The sequence below is a fragment of the Methermicoccus shengliensis DSM 18856 genome (assembly GCF_000711905.1).
Lineage (GTDB): Archaea > Halobacteriota > Methanosarcinia > DSM-18856 > Methermicoccaceae > Methermicoccus > Methermicoccus shengliensis.
Genome location: NZ_JONQ01000008.1, coordinates 50526 through 70310, shown reverse-complemented (window position 1 = coordinate 70310; position 19785 = coordinate 50526). Strand labels below are relative to the sequence as shown.

Below are 19785 nucleotides of genomic sequence, written 5' to 3'. Positions count from 1 at the left end.
GTAGTCATGCAGGAACCTCAGAACTCATAAGGCTCATCATGCATCAGCCGCCATCCTCATCATTGGCTCCCATCTACCTTTCTCATCGGTCCTTTTTTAGTCTTTCGAGTATTCCCTCTGGCTCCACGTGCACCACCACATCGGTGAGGCTGGGAAAGCGTTCCTTTAATCGCTCCTCCACACAGTCGGCGATGTCGTGGGCATCTCCCACCGACATGCACTCGTCAACGGTGATATGGAGGTCGAGGTACACCTCGTCCTCCCTTCCCCGGGAGCGTATGTTGTGACACCCCATCACTCCATCCACAGAGAGCGTGGTGGTGCGCACCTCCTCGCTCTCGAGCCTCTCGGCATCGCACAGCGTGTCGGAGCACACCATAACGATTCTGATGGCGGTGTATGTGATGAATGCTGCAATGCCGAGCGCGAACACCGTGTCCATTATTGGATAGCCCATCTTGGTGGCGGCAAGGCCCACTAACACACTGAGGGATACAAAAACATCGCTGAGCGTGTGCCTCGAGTCGGCGTGCAGCAGGTCACTCTTCAGCCTCTTTGAGGCAGCAGCCTCGTATGTGCTCACGCCGATGTTTATCCCCATGGTGAGCAGCATGATGGCAAAGCTCCACACCGTTATGCGCACCTGCACTGGATGGACGAATCTTCCCAGTGCCATCTGCACTATCTCGATGCTTGCCACCACCAGCAGCACGGCAATCGTCAGGGCTGCAAGTGTCTCGAACTTGCTGTGCCCATAGCTGTGGTTTCTGTCTGGAGGCCTTGAGGCTATGTACACACCAACGAGCCCCACCACGTTTGAGGAGGCATCCAGAAGGGAGTGAAACCCATCGGCGAGCATGCTGAGCGAGCCCGTGAGAAACCCGTACACACCTTTGAGAAGTGCCACAAGCAGGTTAAGAAAAAGCGTGAGCAGCAGCACGCGTATGACGCCTCTGTCTCTTTTGGCCCGCTCTTCTCTTTCCATTAAAAAACCATATATAGTGGATTGATTTAAAGGTTGTGAGCCATTGGAGTGCACATGAGAGTACTGCTACTCAACTCACCCACGATACTTCCTGACTTTGACTTCATAGCGAGGATACCCAACCTCGGCATAGCCTCGATAGCGGGCAACATAGATGACCTGTGTGACGTCCACATTGCCGACCTGCAGGCAGCTGGAGACTGGAGAGCATTCCTCTCGCGCACGCTCTCGAGGCTCTCCCCAGACATCGTGGGCATAAGCGCCATGTCGTTTCAGTTCAAAGATGCCCTCGAGGCGTGTGAGATGGCAAAGGAGCATGGGTGTATCACCCTTGTGGGTGGGTATCATCCAACGCTGATGTACAGCGAGATAGCCTCGTCCCCTGCCTCAGAGCACATAGACCTCATCATCAGGGGGGAGGGTGAGGCGACGATGCGGGAGCTGGTGCAGAGGCTGGAGCGAAACGAGAGCCTTGAAGGGGTGCTGGGGCTGTCCTTCAGGCAGGATGGCGAGTTCGTGCACAACCCGCCAAGACCCCTTCTCGACCTCTCCAAAATTGAGCTTCCCAACAGGGATGCAAGGCTCATCAGAAAGGGGTTCTATGCGTTCAACAAGCCCATCGATGCGGTGGAGACCTCGCGCGGGTGCACGCAGGGATGCAAGTTCTGCAGCATACAGGGGATGTACGGACGCTCGTTCAGGCGCTTTGCGCTCGAGCGGGTGGTTGCAGACGTGCACGACGCGGTTGACCACGGGGCACGCTCCATAGTGTTTTCGGACGACAACATCACACTCGACCCCCATCGGCTGATGAGGCTGTGCGACCTTCTGATAGAGGAAAGCTTGAGCCACATCCACTTTTACACACAGGCGAGCGTCAAGGGCATTGCATGGAAGCCAGAGGTCGCCGAAAAAATGGCGGAGGCAGGGTTCAAGTTCGTGTTCTTGGGAATAGAGAACGTGCTAAAGCGCAACCTCGAGTTCTATCAGAAGGGTGGCACCTCAGACGATGCCATGCGGGCGGTGAGGTACCTTCGTGACAACGGCATAGCGGTATCTGGGGGGCTCGTGCTCGGAACACCAGACGACACGAAAGAGGACCTGTGGACCAACTACACTCTCGCGAAGTCCATGGGTGTTGACCTTCCCATATTCTACATCTCCACGCCCTATCCAGCCACAAGGCTGAGGGAGGAGATGCTCGCCGAGGGGCTCATCACCAACGTGGACGACTTCTCGAAGTACGATGGACTAACGGCCAACATCAGGACGAGGCATCTCTCGGACAAGCAGCTCCAGTATGAGACATGGAAGATGTTCGCCAAGTATTACGATGTGCGCTGGCTGCTGCACACGAGAGTTGTGAGAAACTATCCTCTGTGGTCGCTCAAGGCCATTCTCAAGCTGTATCCCCGCTATATATGGAGGCGGGTGCTCTACACACTGCGTATAAGGAGTGAGCAGGACTTCTTTGAGCAGGATGTGGCATCGAGGGTGTACAGCAAGGGGTATTTCTGATGGCTGCCGTCCACTTGGCTTTTTACAAAAGCCGGCAAAATAGCGCATTAAGGGGTGTGGCTTAGCCACACCCCATTAATCCACTCACGTGCCAGCTTCGTTAAGCTGATGGGAGGATATTTATATTGGATGGTGGTTGTGCTCTCCAAGCAGAAAGCCAAAGGTGAGAAATAATGGGAAAGGTTGCAGTTTTTATAGACCACTCCAACATGTTCAACTCGTGTGTGAATGCTCAGGAAAAGTATGACTTTGAGCTGATATCTCGGTTTGTGCAGACGCTGGGCATTCCCGTCGTGGGAAAGGTATACCTCAACGCCAACATCAAGGGTGGAGATGCCGGGCTCGTTGACAGGCTGTTCTACAAGTACTTCGAGAACGGATACGAGCCAGTGTATGCTCCAGAGTATATATACCTCGAGCACTCCAAGAGCCTCTCTGGCTCTATGATGGCACGTGATATCATCCAGACTGTGTATGAAAAGCCATACGTGGACACGTTCGTCATCGTGAGCGGGGACAAGGACTTTCTTCCGGTGGTGAGAAAGCTGGTCGAACTCAACAAGAATGTGGTTGTGCTGGGGGTGGAAGCCTCCACGGCGCAGCCGCTGATACACGAGTGCGAGCGCCTGCAGCAGCAGTTCGTGGACTACCTCTCCTTAAAGGAAGCCTTTGAGAGTGATGAGGAGTGGTAAGGGGCCGCATCGAGCCAGCGTCCTGTCCCATTGAGAGAGATGTATGGCTTAGTAAAGCCAGCATACACCGTGGCTTTTTACAAAAGCCAGCAAAATAGCGCATTAAGGGGGATGTCGGCTTTTTACAAAAGCCGGCAAAATAGCGCATTAAGGGGGATGGCTGTGCCATCCCCCATTAATCCACTCACGTGCCAGCTTAGTTAAGCTGGCTCATCCCTCGGGCTCCTCTATCTCAAACAGGGGCACACCCTCATGCGTGGGCGGGGCCAGCCAGTCCACCATCTTTTCGGGGTGTGCGCACACCACCAGCACGTCTATCGGGCCATACAGCTCGTTCTCTATCGCAAAGCTCACCCTTCCCACGGTGGCTGCCTGCTTGTTCAGGGAGAACGTGAGCCCACCAGCACCACACCCAGCCAGCAGCACCGACCTTGCAGTGTCCAGTATCCTCTGCTTTCGCAGGAGCGCATGGAGCACCCGCAGGCCCTCCATACCTCCCCTTCCCATGAGCACCCGCACCTCCTGCCGCTCCCCCTCCACCCTCACACTCTCGAGCGGAAGCACCTGCTCCACGGCAGAGAGGACGGCGTCCTCGTCCTCTGTGGGGTATATGTCCGCTCTTACCGTGAAGTGCACCATGGTCAGAGGGTGTTGAGTATCGTTCTCCTGTTGAGCATGCCCACGAGCTCGTTTTCGTTGTTCATCACGGGCGCGCCACCAAACCTCTTCTCGAGCAGTGTCCTTGCCACCTCTGAGAGGGGGTCGTCCATGTTGAAAGACACCACGGTGCGGCTCATCACGTCCTCCACCAGCACGAGCCTTATCCTGTTTTCCTGCTGGTTTGTGGGCACGAGCTCCTTGAGCGCCCTCATCGCATTTGCCACATCTCGCTCGGTGATGATGCCCACCAGCTCACCCTCATCGAGCACGGGCAGCCTTCCCACATCCCTGTCCATCATGAGCCTTCGGGCATGCACGAGCCTGTCCTTCGGATTCACCGGATAGGGCACGATCATTGCATCCGATGCACTTCCCCTGATCATGTCATGGTCGTAGTATGCCTGCAGCACCTCCCTCGGGGCCACACACCCGAGTATGTTCCCATCCTCCATGCACACGAGCATCTCCATCCCCGAGTTCAGGAGTTCCTTTGCACTCGTCACGCTCCTGTCCGGCTCAACCACCTCGAAGTTCCTGGCCACGCACGCACTCACATGCAGGCTCGATGGGGACACGGTGGCCTTTCTCTTCTCGCCCAGCGTCTTCATGAGATTCCTCAATGTGAGTACACCATAGAGCTCACCATTGTGAGCCACCACGAGCCTTCTCGTCTTGTGCTTGTCTATGAGATCGAGGGCCGTGGAGAGGTGCTCGTTCTTATCTATCGTGTATGGCTCGCTCATTATATCCGCTACCGTCAGCTTGGAGAGTCCCATTCACACATCCTCCCTTACCAGAATGCTGGCGATGTCTGCACGCGATACCACGCCGCAAAGCTCATTGCTCTCGTTGATCACGGGCAGGGCCCTCAGGTTGTGCTCCACCATCACGCCGCACGCCTTGCTCACCCGCTCGAAGTGGAGCACCACCGCCATCGTGTTGTTCATCACATCCTTCGCCATCAGCGGCAGCTCCTTGACATATCTGTACCTTCTCCTGCCACCATGGCTGTTCTTTCTGACCATTTTCACCTCCCTGCCCCGTGTTATGTCATCGAGGAGCTCTGTCAGCTCGAGCAGTGCGAGGTTCGTGCTGGTAATCACCCCCACTGGGTGCTCGGAGTCCTTAGCCACCACAACCACGTCCACCTCGTTTTCCTGCATCTTCTCTATCACCTGAGGCATCGACTGGTTGGTATGCACGCTCACAACGAAGTCATCCATCACATCGGATACCAAGATGTCAGGGTCGAGCTCCCCGATGTACCGCACGATATCCATGAGTGTGATGATGCCCTCCAGCTTTTCATTCACCACGGGCAGCCCCTCTATCTGGTTTTCCAGCAGCACCTCGGCTGCCTCCTCGATTGTTGCGCCCCCATGTATCTTTATCAGCCCCTCAGACATGGCGTTACGCACGGGAATGGCGTCCACGGGTCTTCTCCTCCATGGGGCATCTGGCTGAAGCAGGTGATCGAGGATGTCCGTCTGGGTGATCATCCCCATGGGCTCCTCCTGTTCGTTCACCACCACCAGCCTGTTGACCTTGTGCTTGAGCATGAGATTTCTCGCCCTCGACAGGGGCTCATTGGGACCCACCACATACACTGGGGTGGACATCACCTTCTCAACCGTCGCCTCCTCCTCCAACTACGCATACCCCCTTTCGTGTAGCACGCGAACTACGTCCCTCTCAGTGATTATTCCCACAAGCTCACCCCTTCCTATCACGGGAAGGCAGCCCACACCCCATGCCGTCATGCTCAGGGCAGCATCCTTTATAGAGCTTTTTATGTCCGTGGTGAGCACGTCCATTCTCACGAGGCTCTTGAGGGGCACTTGGAGAGCCTCACCCACCGCCCCGCCCACGAGCCTCGAGAACACCTCCCCCTCTCCAAGATACCTCACAACATCGGAGGAGGTGACAACGCCGATGAGCACGCCGTTCTTTGTGAGGGGCAATCTCCTAAAACCCCGACCCACCATGAGCTTCATCCCATCCAGCAGTGCGTCCTCTGCATCGGCGCACACCACGTTTGTACTCATGACCTCTTCCACACGAATGCCGTCCAGCGCTCGTATGGCCATGGCAAGCTCCTCCATCTCGGCTGGTATGTCTCTTGCCACGAGCCTGAGCACGTCCCGCTCGGTGATGATGCCCACCACCCTACGCTCATCGTCGAGCAGTGGAAGCCCTCCCACCCCCTCCTTTGCCATCGTGCTTATGGCATCGTGCACATCGGCCTCCATCGAAAGGGTGGGCACATTCCTTTCCATGATGGCCCGGACATCCTCATTGATGGCTGCCAAGAGGTTGTTGCGGTACCTGTTCCTCACGAGCTTGTGAAGGTGCCCACCTCCAAGCAGGTTCACTATGTGAGTGGTGTACACCATTCCCTCCAGCCTGTAGGTGCCCGCATCCACCACGGGCAGTCGCCTTACTCCATGCTCCAGCATGGTCTTTACGGCACCCATGATGGTGGTGGTTCTGGGTATGCACACCACTTCTCGGGTGCCTGCCCACAGGGCCGTGCCCCCACGGATTGCCCCCTCATCTGAGGGGGTGGGCGAACCTGCTGTATGCCTCCTTCTCATGTCCACCCCTGCTTTGGCACTACTCCCTGCAGCTCTCGCACAGCAGCCTTCCATTCACAAGCTGGAGGTTCTCAGAAAACTGGCCACATGCCTCACATATCCCCTGCACAAACCCCTCATCGCTCCGCTCAGGCTCGGGGCACCCCCTGCCCTCAACGAGTAGCCTCATTATCTCATTGATCTCGGCGCTCACGCTGAGCACGTCCCGCTCGGTGATTATTCCAACGAGCCTTCCATCCTCCACAACGGGCAGCTTTCTCACCTTCTCCTTTAGCATGTTGTCTATTGCCTCCAGCACGGTGGCATCGGGATGAATTGTGATAAGGGGAGCTGTCATCACCTCTCGAAGCGTGAGCTCGTCTGGCTTTTTGTTGTTGGCCACCACCTTTCTTGCGAGGTCTCTGTCTGTGACGATTCCCACGGGCTTGTCATCCTCCACGACCACTACAGAGCCTATGTCGTGCTCTATTAGTAGCCTTCCCACCTCTGGAAGACGCGTGCCCACATCCGCCACCACGACCTCTCTGGTCATTATGTCTTTGACCCGCAAGTCCAGATTCATCTGCTTCCCCATTTCCATATTCATCCTGAGGGTATAAAAGACTCACTGAGGGTATAAAAGACTCACCATCCCATCATGCCCCATGCAGAAAGCTTTTATCCCCACCCCAATCTTAACCAAGCCTAAATGCTGGAGGATGGTGTATGGAGGAAGATAGAGACGAGCAGCAGGAGAGACAGGCAGGCGAATCTCAGGAGAAAGGGGCAGGAATAGGCTCTGTGAAGTACAGGATAATGGTGATGAGTGGCAAGGGAGGTGTGGGCAAGTCCACAGTGGCCACCAACCTTGCGATGGCGCTCGCCATGCTGGGAAGGGATGTGGGGCTGCTCGATGCCGACATCACTGGACCCAACATCCCCAAGATGCTGAACATAGAGGACAGGATGCCCACTGCCACCGAGGAGGGCTACATAGACCCAGTGGAGATACCGATAGGGTGCGACCACGGCATCAGGGTGATGTCGCTGGCGTTCTTCCTCGAGAGGGGGGCTCCCGTGATATGGAGGGGACCACTCAAGATGAGGGCAATAGAGCAGTTCATCGAGGAGGTGAGATGGGGAGATGCAGACTACCTCGTCATAGACCTGCCCCCGGGCACCAGCGATGAGCCCCTGAGCATAGCCCAGCTCGTAAAGCCCCATGGTGCGCTGATAGTCACGACCCCCCAGGAGGTCGCCATCATGGACGTCAGAAGGGCTGTGAAGATGGCAAAGATTCTTGGCGTTCCAGTGCTCGGCGTTATAGAGAATATGAGCGCCTCCGTATGCCCGCACTGTGGAAAGCCGCTCGAGATGTTCGGAAGCGGAAACGGCGAGAAGATGGCAAAGGAGATGGGGGTGCCGTTTCTGGGAAGCATACCCCTCGAGCCAGAGATTGCGCGCTCTGGGGATGCGGGCGTGCCATTCGTAGCGGGCTCGAACTCTCCAGCTGCACGGGCATTCGAGGACATCGCCAAGAGGGTGATGGAGGCGCTCGAGGGTCGCACCGCATAGCAGCAGCCTTATCACGGGACGATGTGGGGGAAAGTGGATGTTTGACCCAGAGCAGTTGAGAAATAAGGCAAAGGAAGACTTCTATGGTGCGTGGGAGCACTCCTTCGAGCTTTTGCCCAAGGTGCGTCTCGACAGGCGCTTTCCCAGACGCCCCTGTGGGTTTGGAAGCCCCCATCCCGTGTTTGAGACCATTGCAAGGCTGAGAGAGGCGTACATGCGCATGGGCTTTAGCGAGGTGGTAAACCCGCTTATCGTGGACGAGATGGAGGTGCACCGCCAGTTTGGTCCCGAGGCGCTTGCGGTGCTCGACCGCGTGTTCTATCTCGGCGGACTTCCAAGACCCAATGTTGGGCTCTCTGAGGAGAGCATCGCCGAGATCGAGCGCCGCACTGGAAGACCACTCACAGAGGAGGAGGCAGAAAGCATCAGGGAGCTGTTTCACGAGTACAAGAAGGGAAGGATAGATGGAGACGACCTCGTGTACGAGCTGGCACGACGTGCCCACACCACTGACACCATAGCCACAGAGCTGCTCGATGAGGTGTTCGCCGAGTTTCGCTCCCTCTCTCCCGTGTGCTCGAGAAGGACGCTGCGAAGCCACATGACCACTGGGTGGTTTCTCACGCTGAGGCATATGGCTGAGCGTGAAGACCCGCCCCTTAGGCTGTTCTCCATAGACAGGTGCTTTAGAAGGGAGCTTGCAGAGGATGCCACGAGGCTCATGACGTACTTTAGTGCTTCGTGCGTGATGGTGGGGGAGGACGTGAGCGTGGAGGACGGCAAGGCGGTGGCCGCTGGCCTGCTCTCCCAGTTCGGCTTTTCCAACTTCAGGTTCAGGCCAGACGAGAAGCGCAGCAAGTACTACGTGCCAGATACCCAGACGGAGGTGTTTGCATACCACCCAGGGCTCGTGGGCTCGAACACGAAGTACTCGGATGGATGGGTGGAGGTTGCCACGTTCGGGATGTACTCTCCATATGCGCTTGCCCAGTACGATGTGCCCTACCCCGTGATGAACCTCGGGCTGGGGGTGGAGAGGCTCGCCATGATACTGCACGGCTCGGATGACCTGCGCAGGCTCACATATCCTCAGATGTTCGAGCGTGAGTTCTCAGACCTCGAGATGGCATCGAGGATAGGCTTTCTGGAGGTGCCCTTCACGGACGAGGGCTGGAGCATCGCTGCCGCCATCAGCAGCACGTGCGAGCGGTACGGCAGAGAGAAAAGCCCGTGCGAGTTCACTGCATGGGAGGGCGAGCTTCTCGGTAAGAATATCAGAGTGAGTGTGGTGGAGCCCGAGGAGGGAACGCGGCTGTGCGGACCCGCAGCCTTCAATGAGATAGTGGTTCACGAGGCAAACGTGCTCGCAATACCTCCCCACGATGAGCGGTTCTCTCACATATACGAGCAGGGCGCAAGGACGAACATCAAGCTGATAGATGGCTTTGCGGTGTATGCCGCATCGAGAATCGAGCAGGCGGTGCTTGCGGGCGAGGATACCGAGGTTCGGGTGAGGGGCATCAGAACGCCAGCAGAAATCAACATAAGGATTGCCCCTTCCGTGCAGCGCCACATCACCGCGAGAAAGAAGAGCATAGACTTCAGGGGACCGGTGTTCACCACCGTGAGGAGCACCATCTTGTAGCTATCGCGTGCGCCTTGGCACATCCTCCATGGAGAGCCCCTGGAGCCACTGGAGAAATGCGGGCTCGTGCATGAGGCATCTCTTTTTGCCATCGTGCCACGAGCAACCCCTCATCCGCCTCCATATCCTCCTCAGGGGCTCCTCACACACATTTCCAAACGACACTGGAATGTACGGGCATGGCCTCACCTCTCCATCCACTCCAACGTGAATCCACCTCCTGCCAGCAAGGCATCCAAAGTCCACGCCCTCGAACACTGTGGATGCGAACATCCTCGGTCCCTCCTGTGAGGTGTTCACCCTGTGGTACATCGCGATGATATCATCCCTGTCCTGCTGTGTGGGTGGATTGCGTGTGGACTCCCACACCGAAAACTCGTGCACCCCCAGCCGCCGTGCCAGCTCATACAGGGGCACAAGCTCGTGCATGCTGGCATGGCTCACGTGGGTGCACAGGGCAACGAGCAGCCCAGCATTTAGCCCATGACGTATGGCGCGCAGTGCGGCATCGAACGCACCATCGAGATGGCGCACCGCATCGTGGGCAGCGGGGTGTGTGCTGTACAGGCTCACGAGCAGTGTGTGCAAGCCTGCCTCCCTGAGCTCATGTGCCCTCTTTTCAGTCATCTCGGTGCCGGGGGTGAACATGTTCACCACTGCCCTCTCGTCCACTGCTGCGATGATGTCCAGCACATCCTCCCTCAGGAGGGGGTCACCCTCAGTGAGCGTTATTATGCACGTGCCCATGGCAAGCGCCTGCTCGAGCACGTCGATGATGTCTTCGGTGCCCATCTCTCCCTCCCCCTCGCTCATCTCGCAGTGCTCACATCTGCACCTGCATCTTCTCGTTATCTCGATGGAAAGGGTGGAGGGTGTGTGCATCCCAAGCTGTCTTTTCACCTCTGCCCTCACGAGCCGCCTGAATGCCAGTGAGGGAATGGGAGGTAGCCACGTGGACATCACGAGCGAGCCGTCCTCGAGGAGGGCAGCGGGCTTTTCAGTGCACAGCCGCTCGTTCATGCGGGAGAGGATGGGAGCCGCGAGGGGCGAGAGCGCTCCGCTGGCAACCAGCCTGCCCTCATCAAAAAACACTTCCAGTCCTGGCAACCTGACCAGCGGGGTGTTCCTCATGATTCCTCACGGTTCCTCATGGTTCCTCACGATTCCTCATGGTTCCTCACGTCTCGTCCCAGCCCAGCAGAATCGCCCAGTACTTTGTTCCCTGATGGCCCGTGACTTCCCTCACGTACGAGTCTGCGGGCGGGGAGGGCGTTCCAGATATCACGTTCTTCACGCCCTCCACCTCCTCGACCTCTGGGAACTCCAGCGGCGGCATCACAAAGTGCACATCTCCAGACTGGTATCTGTCCTTGTACAGCACGAAGTCGTTGCTCACGAACACACAGTTGGGGTCGCCCCTGAGCTCCTCCATCCTGTCCTTGGTGAGCCACTCGCCCACACATCGACCGTTCTCATCGCATATGATTACCCATGGCTGGGGAGGAGGTCTGAACCCCTTGAGGTCATCTGCAAACACCACGACGAGCTTTTCGCGCTTGAGGGCTTCCCACACCCCCTCGTTCACGAACTTCATCATCCCCCCACATGCTCCAAAGTCCTCTGCCTGATGCTCCAGCTCCTCTATTCTCTTTCGTTGCTCCTCGCTCAGGGGCTGGGCATCGATGACCCCTTCTATCTCTTTGACACGCTCTATTACCCTTTGTGTGGTGCTCATGCCAACACCCTACAGTGTGGTTTTGAGCCTTCATATTTATTCATTTGGTGATATTGGGTGATGGCGTCAGTTTTATGTATGACCAGAGCAGATAATACTCTCTCGGGAGGGTAACGTGGAGAACATAGGGCTTGCGGGAAGTACCGACGAAAGTTCGAGGCGGGTGCTGAAGACCACGAAGTCAGTGTGCCCGGTGTGTACCGCTCTGATAGATGCCGACGTGGTGGCAGAGGACGGGCAGGTGTTCATGGAGAAGCGCTGCCCAGAGCACGGGTTTTTCAGGGATTTGTACTGGTCAGACCTCGCAATGTACCTCAAGTTTGCCAGGTTTGGATATGATGGCACTGGCGTGGACAATCCCCAGCGGCGCACCCAGCGGGGCTGCCCCTTTGACTGTGGCCTGTGTGAGAAGCACAAGACCACCACCGTCCTTGCCAACATCGACCTCACCAACAGGTGCAACATGCACTGCCCCATATGCTTTGCCAATGCGCACGTGTCTGGTAGAGTGTACGAGCCCACGTTCGAGCAAGTAAGGCAGATGCTCCTCATGCTGAGAGCACAAAAGCCCGTGCCCTGCCCTGCGGTGCAGTTCGCTGGTGGTGAGCCCACGGTGAGGGGGGACTTCGTGGACATCGTGAGGATGGCGAGCGAGATGGGGTTTGCGCAGGTACAGGTGGCGACCAACGGCCTCGAGATGGCGCGCAGTGTGGAGTACTGCCGGCGCTTGAGGGAGGCTGGACTCAAGACGGTGTACCTCCAGTTCGACGGCATCACCCCAGAGCCCTACTACACCTCGAGAGGTGGAAACTACCTTCCCCACAAGCTCCGGGCGATAGAGAACTGCAGGGAGGCCGGGCTGAAGAGCATCGTGCTGGTGCCCACGCTGGTGAGGGGTGTGAATGACGGGCAGATGGGAGATATCGTGCGGTTTGCCCTCGATAACTCTGACGTGATAAAGTGTGTGAACGTGCAGCCCATCTCATTTGCGGGAAGGGTGGAGGCAGAGGAACTAAAGAGCATGAGAATCACCATCCCTGACCTATTCGTGCTGCTCGAGGAGCAGACCGACGGTCAGATAACGAGGGACGACTTCTATCCAGTGCCCTTCGTGGTGCCCATCTCGAAGTTTGTTGAGAATCTGAAGGGAGAGCACTACGTGGAGTTCACAGTGCATCCCCACTGCGGTGCGGGCACGTACCTGTTTGAGGACGAGGGAAAGATTGTGCCCATCACCAGATTCTTTGATGTGGAGGGCATGCTGGAGTACATAAAGGAGGAAGCCGAGGAGGTGAAGGGCAGGTGGGGGAGGTGGAAGTTCTCGGCGGGGCTGTTGCGCAAGCTTCCCCAGTATGTGGACCGCTCCAAGATGCCTGAGGGGGTGGACGTGCTCAGGCTGCTCTATGATGTGCTCGTAAAGGGAGACATCTCGTCCACTGCCTCATTCCACAGAAAGACTGTGTTCCTCGGCGTAATGCACTTTCAGGACTGCTACAACTTCGATGTGGACAGGGTGTGCAGGTGCGGCATCCACTACGCCCTTCCAGATGGCAGAATCGTGCCATTCTGCACGTACAACACCCTCTACAGAGAGGAGTTTGAATCCACTCACTCAAGACCGCTCGAGTAGCCTCAGGGGCTTGGCCTGTTGAGCACCCTTCTGATTTCTTCCACTGCCTCCCTTCCCGCTGGCGTGTCCTCGAGCACGTACAGCACAGTGCCCAGCAGCAGTGCCCCCACCCCCATCGCAAGGGTGGTGGCGGGTAGCGTGAGGAGCATGAGCACGCACGAGAGCACACCGAGGGTGGGGAACAGCCCGCCCAGCGGAATTCTGAAGTACCTTTTCTCTGGAGATATGGGCTTGCCTCCCCTCATCAGAATGAGGGTGCTTGCGTTCACGAGCAGCATCGAGATTAGCACCGTCACATTCGTGAGGTCCACAATGAAGTCCAGACCACCGTGCACGATGAGCACCACTGTGATGGCAGAGCCGAGCAGGATGGAGTTGGTGGGCTGGCCATTCCTGAGCCTCGCAAACCTTCCCGGCAGCTGGTTCTCGGATGCCATTTCCATCGTGATTCTCGATGCGCCGATGATGCCTGCGTTCGCAGAGGACAGAGTGGAGAGTACGGCTGCCAGCGCCACTATGGCACCCCCATAGCCCCCGAGCAGCGCCACAGCGGCATCGAACACGCTCTCGCTGCCATAGGAGGGCAGCCCTGCGGAGAGCAGCGCCACCACCACCCCCACGTATATCGCTGCGGCGATGGCAATGGAGGCCAGCGTGGCGATGGGAACTACCCTGCTCGATTCCTTGACCTCGCCCGCCATCATGGCCACCACCTGAAAGCCCACATACGTGAAGAACACCATAGTCATCCCTTGCACCATGCCCTCCATCCCATACGGCATGAAGGGCACAAACGCGCTCGCCCGGATGTGCACCAGCCCTGCGAGCACCAGCACGCACAGTATTGCCAGCTTGGTGCCCACGAGCACCACTTCCGCCCTTCCGGCCTCCGAGAGCCCTCTGATGTTCAGCAGGGTGAGGAAGAGCACGGCACCCAGCGCAGCCAACCTCGGGTCTATGTGTGTCCCGAGCAGCAAATTGAGGTATATCCCAAAGCCCAGCACCACGAACGCTGTGGATATCATCATGCTCACGTACATAGCCCAGCCCGCAATAAAGCCCGGATACTCTCCGAGCATGCGTTTCGCATACAGGTAGCCCCCTCCGTCCTCGGGAAATATGCTGGCGAGCGTGGCATACGAGAGCCCAGAGAGGCACACGAGCACGCCGCACAGCGCATACGAGAGGATGGCAGAGGCTCCGGCGATGGCTATCACCATGCCGCTCAGCACAAAAACGCCGGCGCCCACCATGCTGCCAACCGCAAACGCGATTGTAGCCAGAAGGCTCAATCCCTCGCTGCGCTTCGGACCACCCGTCATGCTCATGTGGGGGTTGTGTTTGGATACTTAAAGGGATTGTGCATCTTGCTGTGCATCTTGCTGTGCATCTTGCTGTGCATCTTGCGCCTACAGGAATATGGGCTATGCAGCCTCTGGCATGACCACCTTCTTTGAAAACCAAAGAGCATGAGCCAGTTGTACAGCCTGACAAAGTCGAACTTCACTTAAGGGGGTCATGGAGGCGACAACATGCCTGCCAGAGCAAAGTCTAAATAATGTAAGGTAGCGACAGCTGATGGTTATCCAACGTGATAAGGCTTGCTGCATAGCGTTGCATGGTGAGGGCTCGTGGTATAGTTTGGATAACACGTGGGCCTCCGGAGCCCAAGTCTCGGGTTCAAGTCCCGACGAGCCCGTTTGCAGACCGAGCTGTTCGTGTACGGAACCCTCAAGCGCGAGGAGGTACTAAGGAAGTGGCTGCCGTCCAGCCAGCATACACCGTGGCTTTTTACAAAAGCCAGCAAAACAGCGCATTAAGGGGGATGTCGGCTTTTTACAAAAGCCAGCAAAACAGCGCATTAAGGGGGATGGCTGTGCCATCCCCCATAATCCACTCACGTGCCAGCTTAGTTAAGCTGCATGTGGGAAACGTGGCTCATCCCTTTGTGGCAAGGGTGTGCACACCCGAAAATGAGATAGCGGATGGAGTATGGTAGATGATATACAGTGCTGAGGGAGGATTGCCCATGAGTGAGTTCAAGGTGGTGGTGATAGAAACCACAGACCCCGGCGAGGGCACCACTGAGGCGCTCAAAAGACTGAACGCATGCGAGTATGTGCAAGAGGCACAGCGGGTGCTCATAAAGCCCAACTGCGTGACTGATGATTCTCCAGAGAGCGGAATCACCACCCATCCCATGATGGTGAGGGCAGTGTGCGATTACCTCATGGGATGCGGGCTCTCGGCTGAGCAGCTGAGCGTGGGAGAGGGCGGCATGGCTTCATACGATACCTTACGCACCTTTGAGCGCATTGGGCTTAAGAGCGCCTTGGAGGGCACTCGGGTGAGGCTGGTGGACCTGAACAGGGAGGAGAGGTTTGAGGTGAACATCCCCGGCGCCCTCGTGCTGAGGAGGGTGGGGGTCGCGAAGAGCTTTCTAAACCACGACTGCCTGATTTCGTGTGCCAAGCTGAAGGTGCACTCCTTAGCAACCGCCACGCTGTGCATGAAGAACATGATGGGGGGCGTGCGTCCAAAGAACATCATGCACACCAGAATCCATGAGAAGATAGTGGACCTGAACAGGGTGTTTGCCCCCACACTGAGCCTCATCGATGGCGTGGTGGGCTGTGAGGAACATGAGACGAGGGGCAGCCCAGTGGTGTCCAACGTGGTGATTGCGTCCAACAACGTCGTGGCGTGTGATGCCGTCGGGTGCTACCTCATGGGCATCGAGCCAGAGGAGGTGGGATACCTCACGCTTGCGCAGAGGGCTGGGCTTGGCGTGTGCGACCTGTCCCAGATGGACATCGAGGGAGATATCAAGCGGCTCAGAAGGCGATACAGGAGAGGACCAGAACCCTCGAAGAGCGAGGACGGGCTCATAGATGTGCTTTGAGAGGATTGCCATAGTGGGTGCCAATGTGCGCCATGTGGCACTCTCTGCCACGAGAGCTGGCTTTAGGGTGTGGGCATTCGATGGCTTTCTTGACCGCGACCTTCTCGCCATGTGCGAGCAGGCATTTGATTTTGAGGACATGGGCACAGCCCTCACGAGGGCAGATGCACTCGTAAAGGAAGGGGTGTGCGACTGTCTCCTCGTCGCAAGTGGCATCGAGACCCACCCCATCCCAGGGGGTGTGAGGATGCCTCTAAACCCACCTCTGGACGCCATCAGGAGGGCGGCGGATAAGTGTGGCCTGTTCTGGGTGCTGTCCGAGCTGGACATACCCACTCCAGAGCTGCTCACACCTCAGCATGCTCACTATCCAGCCGTGGTGAAGCCAAGGTTCGGTGCTGGGGGAAGGGATGTGACGGTGGTGTACAGCGATGAGCAGCTCAGAAGAGCCATGCGGGCAATCGCCAGCACTGGAGCAGAGCCCATCGTGCAGCAGCTGGTGGAAGGTGTGCGTATAAGCGCCTCGGTGGTTGCCACCAGAGATGGGGCCAAAACAGTGTGCCTCAACGAGCAACTCTGTGGGGAGCCGTTTCTTCATGCACCACATCTGAGATACTGTGGCAACATCTCGCCCATATCGTGCCACAGGCAGCGCAGAATAGAGAGGCTCGCAGAGCTCGTGTGCGAGGAGCTGGGGCTCTTGGGCTCGTGTGGTGTGGACTTCGTGGTGGGGGACGAGCCGTGGGTGATAGAGGTGAACCCGAGGTTTCAGGGAAGTCTCGACACTGTGGAGGAAGCGCTGGGAGTGAGCATATTCAGGGCGCACGTGGACGCCATCTTGGGCAGGGAGATAAAGCTTGCCACGTCGAGGAGTGGGGTGTGGGCGAGGGGGATATACCATACCCCGGTGGATGTGGTGGTGGGGGATGAACCATTCTTCGATGAGGGGCTAAAAAGCGGGACGCTCAGGGATGTGCCGAGGGTGGGCACCCACATGCCCGAGGGGGAGCCGCTCGTGAGCCTGATGGCACATGGCAGCTCCAGAGAGCAGGCGATGAGGAGGCTGATGGAGCTTTCTGCTCATGTGGATGCACTCGTTGGTTTTATATAGGGTATGTGCATAAGGTAGCCGATGCGCCTCGGTGGCTTAGGGGCATAGCGCTTCCTTGGTAAGGAAGAGGTCGCGGGTTCAAATCCCGCCCGAGGCTCTCTTCAAAAAACGCATGCATGAATCATGTCGCATGTCGCAGAGCTCTAAACTTGCCGCTGCCTAGGGGGAAGATGCAGGCTTGAAGAGGTGGCGGCAGGGGTGGCGGCGCTGCATTTCTCTCAGCTTTTCCCATATGTGTCTTCTTCATTTTTTTCCTCCTTGGAGGGCTCCACCACGAGTATCGCTCCCCTTCTCTCGACCACCACCACCTCGTCTCCCTTCGCTGCCCCCACAGTCGAGGTCGCCTTCCAGTATTCCCCATGAAGGCTCACAAACCCACTTCCCCCTGGAGGGATTGAAGTCACCACCCTCGCCCTCTCACCGCTTGGTCCCATGTTCATAAGGGGCTTTTTTCGCTGGACCTGCGCTACCTTGTATGCTGCGAACACGAAAAGCCCGCCGACGGCAAGCGCTGGAAGCAGGATGCTCAGAAGCAGCGTCCTGGTGAACTCGGGGGAGATGAGCTGGTCTGGATAGCCCATGGGCACGAGCAGCACAAGGCCCACGGTGGTGCATATCAGCCCTGCCACAGCGAATATCCCGTGCCCTGGGGTGGAGAGCTCGAAGAGGATGAGGGCAACTCCTAAGATAAGAAGGAAGACAGCGGCTATGCTCACATCAAACCCCATCCCGATGAGCCCAAGGGCGATGCATATCATTCCCCCTATCTCTGCTCCAGCTCCTGGGTTCGTGAGGCCAAAGATGAGGCTGTAGATGCCGATTAGAAGGAGGATGGAGTAGAGCAGGGGGTCGGAGAGGATTGCAAGAAGAGAGGTGCGCAGCGAGGGTTCGAAGCTCACCACCCTTGCTCCAGCAGTGTGGAGGGTCTGTCCCTTCACCTCGCTGCCATCCACCTCTCGCAGCAGGGAGGGCACATCTTCGACAACGTACTCGACCACACCATACTCAACAGCCTCTCTGGCGTCCATGTTGAGGTTGCTCACTATGAACTGCTCGACTGCGGTCTCGTTTCTTGCGTGCTTTTTGGCTCGCACCTTGGCGTAGCTCACGAGCGCCTTTATCACCTTGGAATCGTTCACGGGCTGTGCACCCTCTCCGGATATCTCTACTGGCTGCATCGAGCCTATCACCGTGGATGGTGCCATCGCGGCGATGTCAGTGCTGATGAGTATGAGGGTGCCCGCAGACCATGCGGTTGCCCCGTGGGGATACACAAAGCCGATGACGGGAATGTTGGTGTTCTCTATGCTCTCTATGATGGAGAATGTCTCATCGAGCCTTCCTCCGGGGGTGTTCAGGGTGATGACGATGACGTCATACCCTCCCTCCTCGGCAGTGGCCACCGCCTCCGAGATGTAGTCATCCGTGGAGGATGTTATCGCCCCGTCTATCTCGACGAGAAGGGCCGTGCCCTCCACAGCCACAGTGGGGGAGGCGAGCACAAGGAGAATTATCGACCATGTGAGAAGGACGGCAAGGGCTCTCATCTCTCTTCTTTCTTTTCCATCCCCTTTATCATGCCAATGATGGCTCCCATATCTGAGAATCCCGTGGAGGGAGAAATCACAATGAGGTTCTTCTCACGTGATATCTCCGCGAGTGTCTGGAGCTCCCTCAGTTTGAGCGCGATTGGTGTCTTCTCGTACTCCTCTGCCGCCTCACGCATCTTCTTAGATGCCATGAGCTCGGCATCCGAAAGTATGATGCGGGACCGTCTCTCCCTCTCGGCCTCTGCCTGTTTGGCTATCGCCCTGAGCATACTCTCGGGAAGGATGACATCCTTGATGGTAACGCTCGAGACCTTGATGCCCCAGTTCTCGGTGGCAGCATCCAGCTCCTCGGCTATCTTGAGGTTGAGCTCCTCGCGCCTCTGGAGCAGGTCGTCCAGCTCGAACTGGCCCAGTATTGTCCTCAGCGTGGTCTGAGAGAGCAGCGAGGTGGCACTCTGGTAGTCCTCCACATTGATTATCGCCTTGTCGGGGTCGGTGATGCGGTAGTACACAACTGCATCCACCCGCACGGTAACGTTATCACTCGTGATGACCTCCTGCGCGGGCACGTTAACAGTCACCACCCTCAGGTCAACCTTCACAACCTGGTCCACGAGCGGGATGATGAAGAATATCCCCGGACCTTTAATCCCAGCGAACTTGCCGAGCCTGAATATCACGGCTCTTTCGTACTCCCTGATTATCCTGAGTGATGTGTAGAGTATCAGCAGAACAACAAGGGCAAGGCCCATGTACTCATACGCCACCATTATTTCACTCCCCGCAGTAGATTGGCAGTGGTGCTATTTAAACTTCTTCGGCAGGGGATGAGAGCAGGAAGATAGTCATAACCCTTTTACAGATGTTCCTTTACTATCGTAAGGTGGCCTAAGGGCTGGGACGGCCCGAATGCTCGTGGACATCTGGCACCCCTGTCCGGAAATTGGTGAATCCCGTACACCCCTTCTTTACCATGACGCTCCTCCCCTCCTCCCTCCTCCCGATCCACCACCGATGGTCTCGTTGAGCACTCTCTAAATTTCCCCCTGAACCCGGTGCGGGCCTGTTCGGATTCACCAGACCCTCCTTGGGAGCAAATACCTCAATCCTTATATATGTCTATCTGATAAAATAGATGTACCGCTGCAGAGGACTCGTGTGAGGATGCAGGTGCATTGCCGTGAACACGGGTGCAAGCCAGCGGCACAG

18 protein-coding genes and 2 tRNA genes are annotated in these 19785 nt (G+C 57.2%); 9 read left to right on the top strand and 11 right to left on the bottom strand.

The genetic code is table 11. The annotated features are described in order from the left end of the window. Positions 1-82: 82 nt before the first annotated feature. Entirely contained in the window at positions 83-985 is a 903-nt protein-coding gene (locus tag BP07_RS02505) for a cation diffusion facilitator family transporter (protein ID WP_042685222.1), read from the bottom strand. Between the two features lie 54 nt (positions 986-1039). On the opposite strand from BP07_RS02505, the gene BP07_RS02500 reads away from it, so the two are divergent. Beyond that, positions 1040-2503, top strand: coding sequence for a B12-binding domain-containing radical SAM protein (locus BP07_RS02500; RefSeq protein WP_042685219.1), 1464 nt, complete (start codon positions 1040-1042; stop codon positions 2501-2503). A 173-nt stretch (positions 2504-2676) separates the two neighbouring features. After that, positions 2677-3195, top strand: coding sequence for an NYN domain-containing protein (locus BP07_RS02495; RefSeq protein WP_042685217.1), 519 nt, complete (start codon positions 2677-2679; stop codon positions 3193-3195). 210 nt (positions 3196-3405) lie between these two features. On the opposite strand, the gene BP07_RS02490 is transcribed toward BP07_RS02495, so the two are convergent. From BP07_RS02490 to BP07_RS02470, 5 genes are read right to left on the bottom strand one after another with little or no spacing between them, the layout of a single operon-like run. Further along, positions 3406-3834 carry an RNA-binding domain-containing protein gene (locus BP07_RS02490; protein ID WP_042685214.1) on the bottom strand — a complete coding sequence of 143 codons (429 nt, stop codon included), beginning with the start codon at positions 3832-3834 and terminating at the stop codon, positions 3406-3408. 2 nt (positions 3835-3836) lie between these two features. Further along, a complete protein-coding gene (locus tag BP07_RS02485) occupies positions 3837-4631 on the bottom strand; it encodes a CBS domain-containing protein (protein WP_042685212.1) in 795 nt (264 codons plus the stop codon). Further along, positions 4632-5504, bottom strand: coding sequence for a CBS domain-containing protein (locus tag BP07_RS02480; RefSeq protein ID WP_052353176.1), 873 nt, complete (start codon positions 5502-5504; stop codon positions 4632-4634). Beyond that, positions 5505-6449 (bottom strand): CBS domain-containing protein, encoded by a 945-nt coding sequence (locus BP07_RS02475; RefSeq protein ID WP_052353175.1) that lies wholly within the window; start codon positions 6447-6449, stop codon positions 5505-5507. A gap of 19 nt (positions 6450-6468) precedes the next feature. Continuing rightward, a complete protein-coding gene (locus BP07_RS02470; protein WP_084174063.1) occupies positions 6469-7035 on the bottom strand; it encodes a CBS domain-containing protein in 567 nt (188 codons plus the stop codon). Between the two features lie 119 nt (positions 7036-7154). On the opposite strand from BP07_RS02470, the gene BP07_RS02465 reads away from it, so the two are divergent. Beyond that, on the top strand, positions 7155-8003 hold the full coding sequence (locus BP07_RS02465) for an Mrp/NBP35 family ATP-binding protein (RefSeq protein WP_042685210.1): 849 nt from the start codon (positions 7155-7157) through the stop codon (positions 8001-8003). A gap of 37 nt (positions 8004-8040) precedes the next feature. After that, positions 8041-9648 (top strand): O-phosphoserine--tRNA ligase, encoded by a 1608-nt coding sequence (gene sepS / locus BP07_RS02460; protein WP_042685208.1) that lies wholly within the window; start codon positions 8041-8043, stop codon positions 9646-9648. Here the strand turns inward: sepS and BP07_RS02455 are convergent, their stop codons facing one another. Then, entirely contained in the window at positions 9649-10779 is a 1131-nt protein-coding gene (locus tag BP07_RS02455) for a radical SAM/SPASM domain-containing protein (protein WP_052353173.1), read from the bottom strand. A 46-nt stretch (positions 10780-10825) separates the two neighbouring features. Further along, positions 10826-11383, bottom strand: a complete 558-nt coding sequence (locus tag BP07_RS02450; RefSeq protein WP_042685206.1) for a hypothetical protein — start codon at positions 11381-11383, stop codon at positions 10826-10828. Between the two features lie 115 nt (positions 11384-11498). On the opposite strand from BP07_RS02450, the gene tes reads away from it, so the two are divergent. Next, positions 11499-13013, top strand: coding sequence for a tetraether lipid synthase Tes (tes, locus tag BP07_RS02445; RefSeq protein WP_245597030.1), 1515 nt, complete (start codon positions 11499-11501; stop codon positions 13011-13013). 2 nt (positions 13014-13015) lie between these two features. Here tes and BP07_RS02440 read toward each other — a convergent pair whose 3' ends face one another. Next, on the bottom strand, positions 13016-14341 hold the full coding sequence (locus BP07_RS02440; RefSeq protein ID WP_042685204.1) for an APC family permease: 1326 nt from the start codon (positions 14339-14341) through the stop codon (positions 13016-13018). Positions 14342-14638: 297 nt separating this feature from the next. Here BP07_RS02440 and BP07_RS02435 point away from each other — a divergent pair. The 4 genes from BP07_RS02435 (at position 14639) to BP07_RS02420 (ending at position 17123) form a co-directional block, all read left to right on the top strand. After that, positions 14639-14712 (top strand) — tRNA-Arg (locus tag BP07_RS02435). 330 nt (positions 14713-15042) lie between these two features. Beyond that, positions 15043-15915, top strand: coding sequence for a DUF362 domain-containing protein (locus tag BP07_RS02430; protein ID WP_169736232.1), 873 nt, complete (start codon positions 15043-15045; stop codon positions 15913-15915). Next, a complete protein-coding gene (locus BP07_RS02425; protein ID WP_042685201.1) occupies positions 15905-17026 on the top strand; it encodes an ATP-grasp domain-containing protein in 1122 nt (373 codons plus the stop codon). Before BP07_RS02430 ends, BP07_RS02425 begins: the two co-directional genes overlap by 11 nt. Positions 17027-17051: 25 nt before the next feature. After that, positions 17052-17123, top strand: a tRNA-Thr gene (locus BP07_RS02420). Positions 17124-17244: 121 nt separating this feature from the next. On the opposite strand, the gene BP07_RS02415 is transcribed toward BP07_RS02420, so the two are convergent. Continuing rightward, positions 17245-18573, bottom strand: a complete 1329-nt coding sequence (locus BP07_RS02415) for an NfeD family protein (protein WP_042685199.1) — start codon at positions 18571-18573, stop codon at positions 17245-17247. Further along, positions 18570-19346, bottom strand: coding sequence for a slipin family protein (locus BP07_RS02410; protein ID WP_042685197.1), 777 nt, complete (start codon positions 19344-19346; stop codon positions 18570-18572). Before BP07_RS02410 ends, BP07_RS02415 begins: the two co-directional genes overlap by 4 nt. Positions 19347-19785 lie beyond the last annotated feature (439 nt).

Coding starts and splice junctions, on each gene's coding strand:
- BP07_RS02505 (WP_042685222.1), bottom strand. CDS start 985: ATGGAAAGAGAAGAGCGGGCCAAAAGAGACAGAGGCGTCATACGCGTG.
- BP07_RS02500 (WP_042685219.1), top strand. CDS start 1,040: ATGAGAGTACTGCTACTCAACTCACCCACGATACTTCCTGACTTTGAC.
- BP07_RS02495 (WP_042685217.1), top strand. CDS start 2,677: ATGGGAAAGGTTGCAGTTTTTATAGACCACTCCAACATGTTCAACTCG.
- BP07_RS02490 (WP_042685214.1), bottom strand. CDS start 3,834: ATGGTGCACTTCACGGTAAGAGCGGACATATACCCCACAGAGGACGAG.
- BP07_RS02485 (WP_042685212.1), bottom strand. CDS start 4,631: ATGGGACTCTCCAAGCTGACGGTAGCGGATATAATGAGCGAGCCATAC.
- BP07_RS02475 (WP_052353175.1), bottom strand. CDS start 6,449: ATGAGAAGGAGGCATACAGCAGGTTCGCCCACCCCCTCAGATGAGGGG.
- BP07_RS02470 (WP_084174063.1), bottom strand. CDS start 7,035: ATGAATATGGAAATGGGGAAGCAGATGAATCTGGACTTGCGGGTCAAA.
- BP07_RS02465 (WP_042685210.1), top strand. CDS start 7,155: ATGGAGGAAGATAGAGACGAGCAGCAGGAGAGACAGGCAGGCGAATCT.
- sepS (WP_042685208.1), top strand. CDS start 8,041: ATGTTTGACCCAGAGCAGTTGAGAAATAAGGCAAAGGAAGACTTCTAT.
- BP07_RS02455 (WP_052353173.1), bottom strand. CDS start 10,779: ATGAGGAACACCCCGCTGGTCAGGTTGCCAGGACTGGAAGTGTTTTTT.
- BP07_RS02450 (WP_042685206.1), bottom strand. CDS start 11,383: ATGAGCACCACACAAAGGGTAATAGAGCGTGTCAAAGAGATAGAAGGG.
- BP07_RS02440 (WP_042685204.1), bottom strand. CDS start 14,341: ATGAGCATGACGGGTGGTCCGAAGCGCAGCGAGGGATTGAGCCTTCTG.
- BP07_RS02430 (WP_169736232.1), top strand. CDS start 15,043: ATGAGTGAGTTCAAGGTGGTGGTGATAGAAACCACAGACCCCGGCGAG.
- BP07_RS02425 (WP_042685201.1), top strand. CDS start 15,905: ATGTGCTTTGAGAGGATTGCCATAGTGGGTGCCAATGTGCGCCATGTG.
- BP07_RS02415 (WP_042685199.1), bottom strand. CDS start 18,573: ATGAGAGCCCTTGCCGTCCTTCTCACATGGTCGATAATTCTCCTTGTG.
- BP07_RS02410 (WP_042685197.1), bottom strand. CDS start 19,346: ATGGTGGCGTATGAGTACATGGGCCTTGCCCTTGTTGTTCTGCTGATA.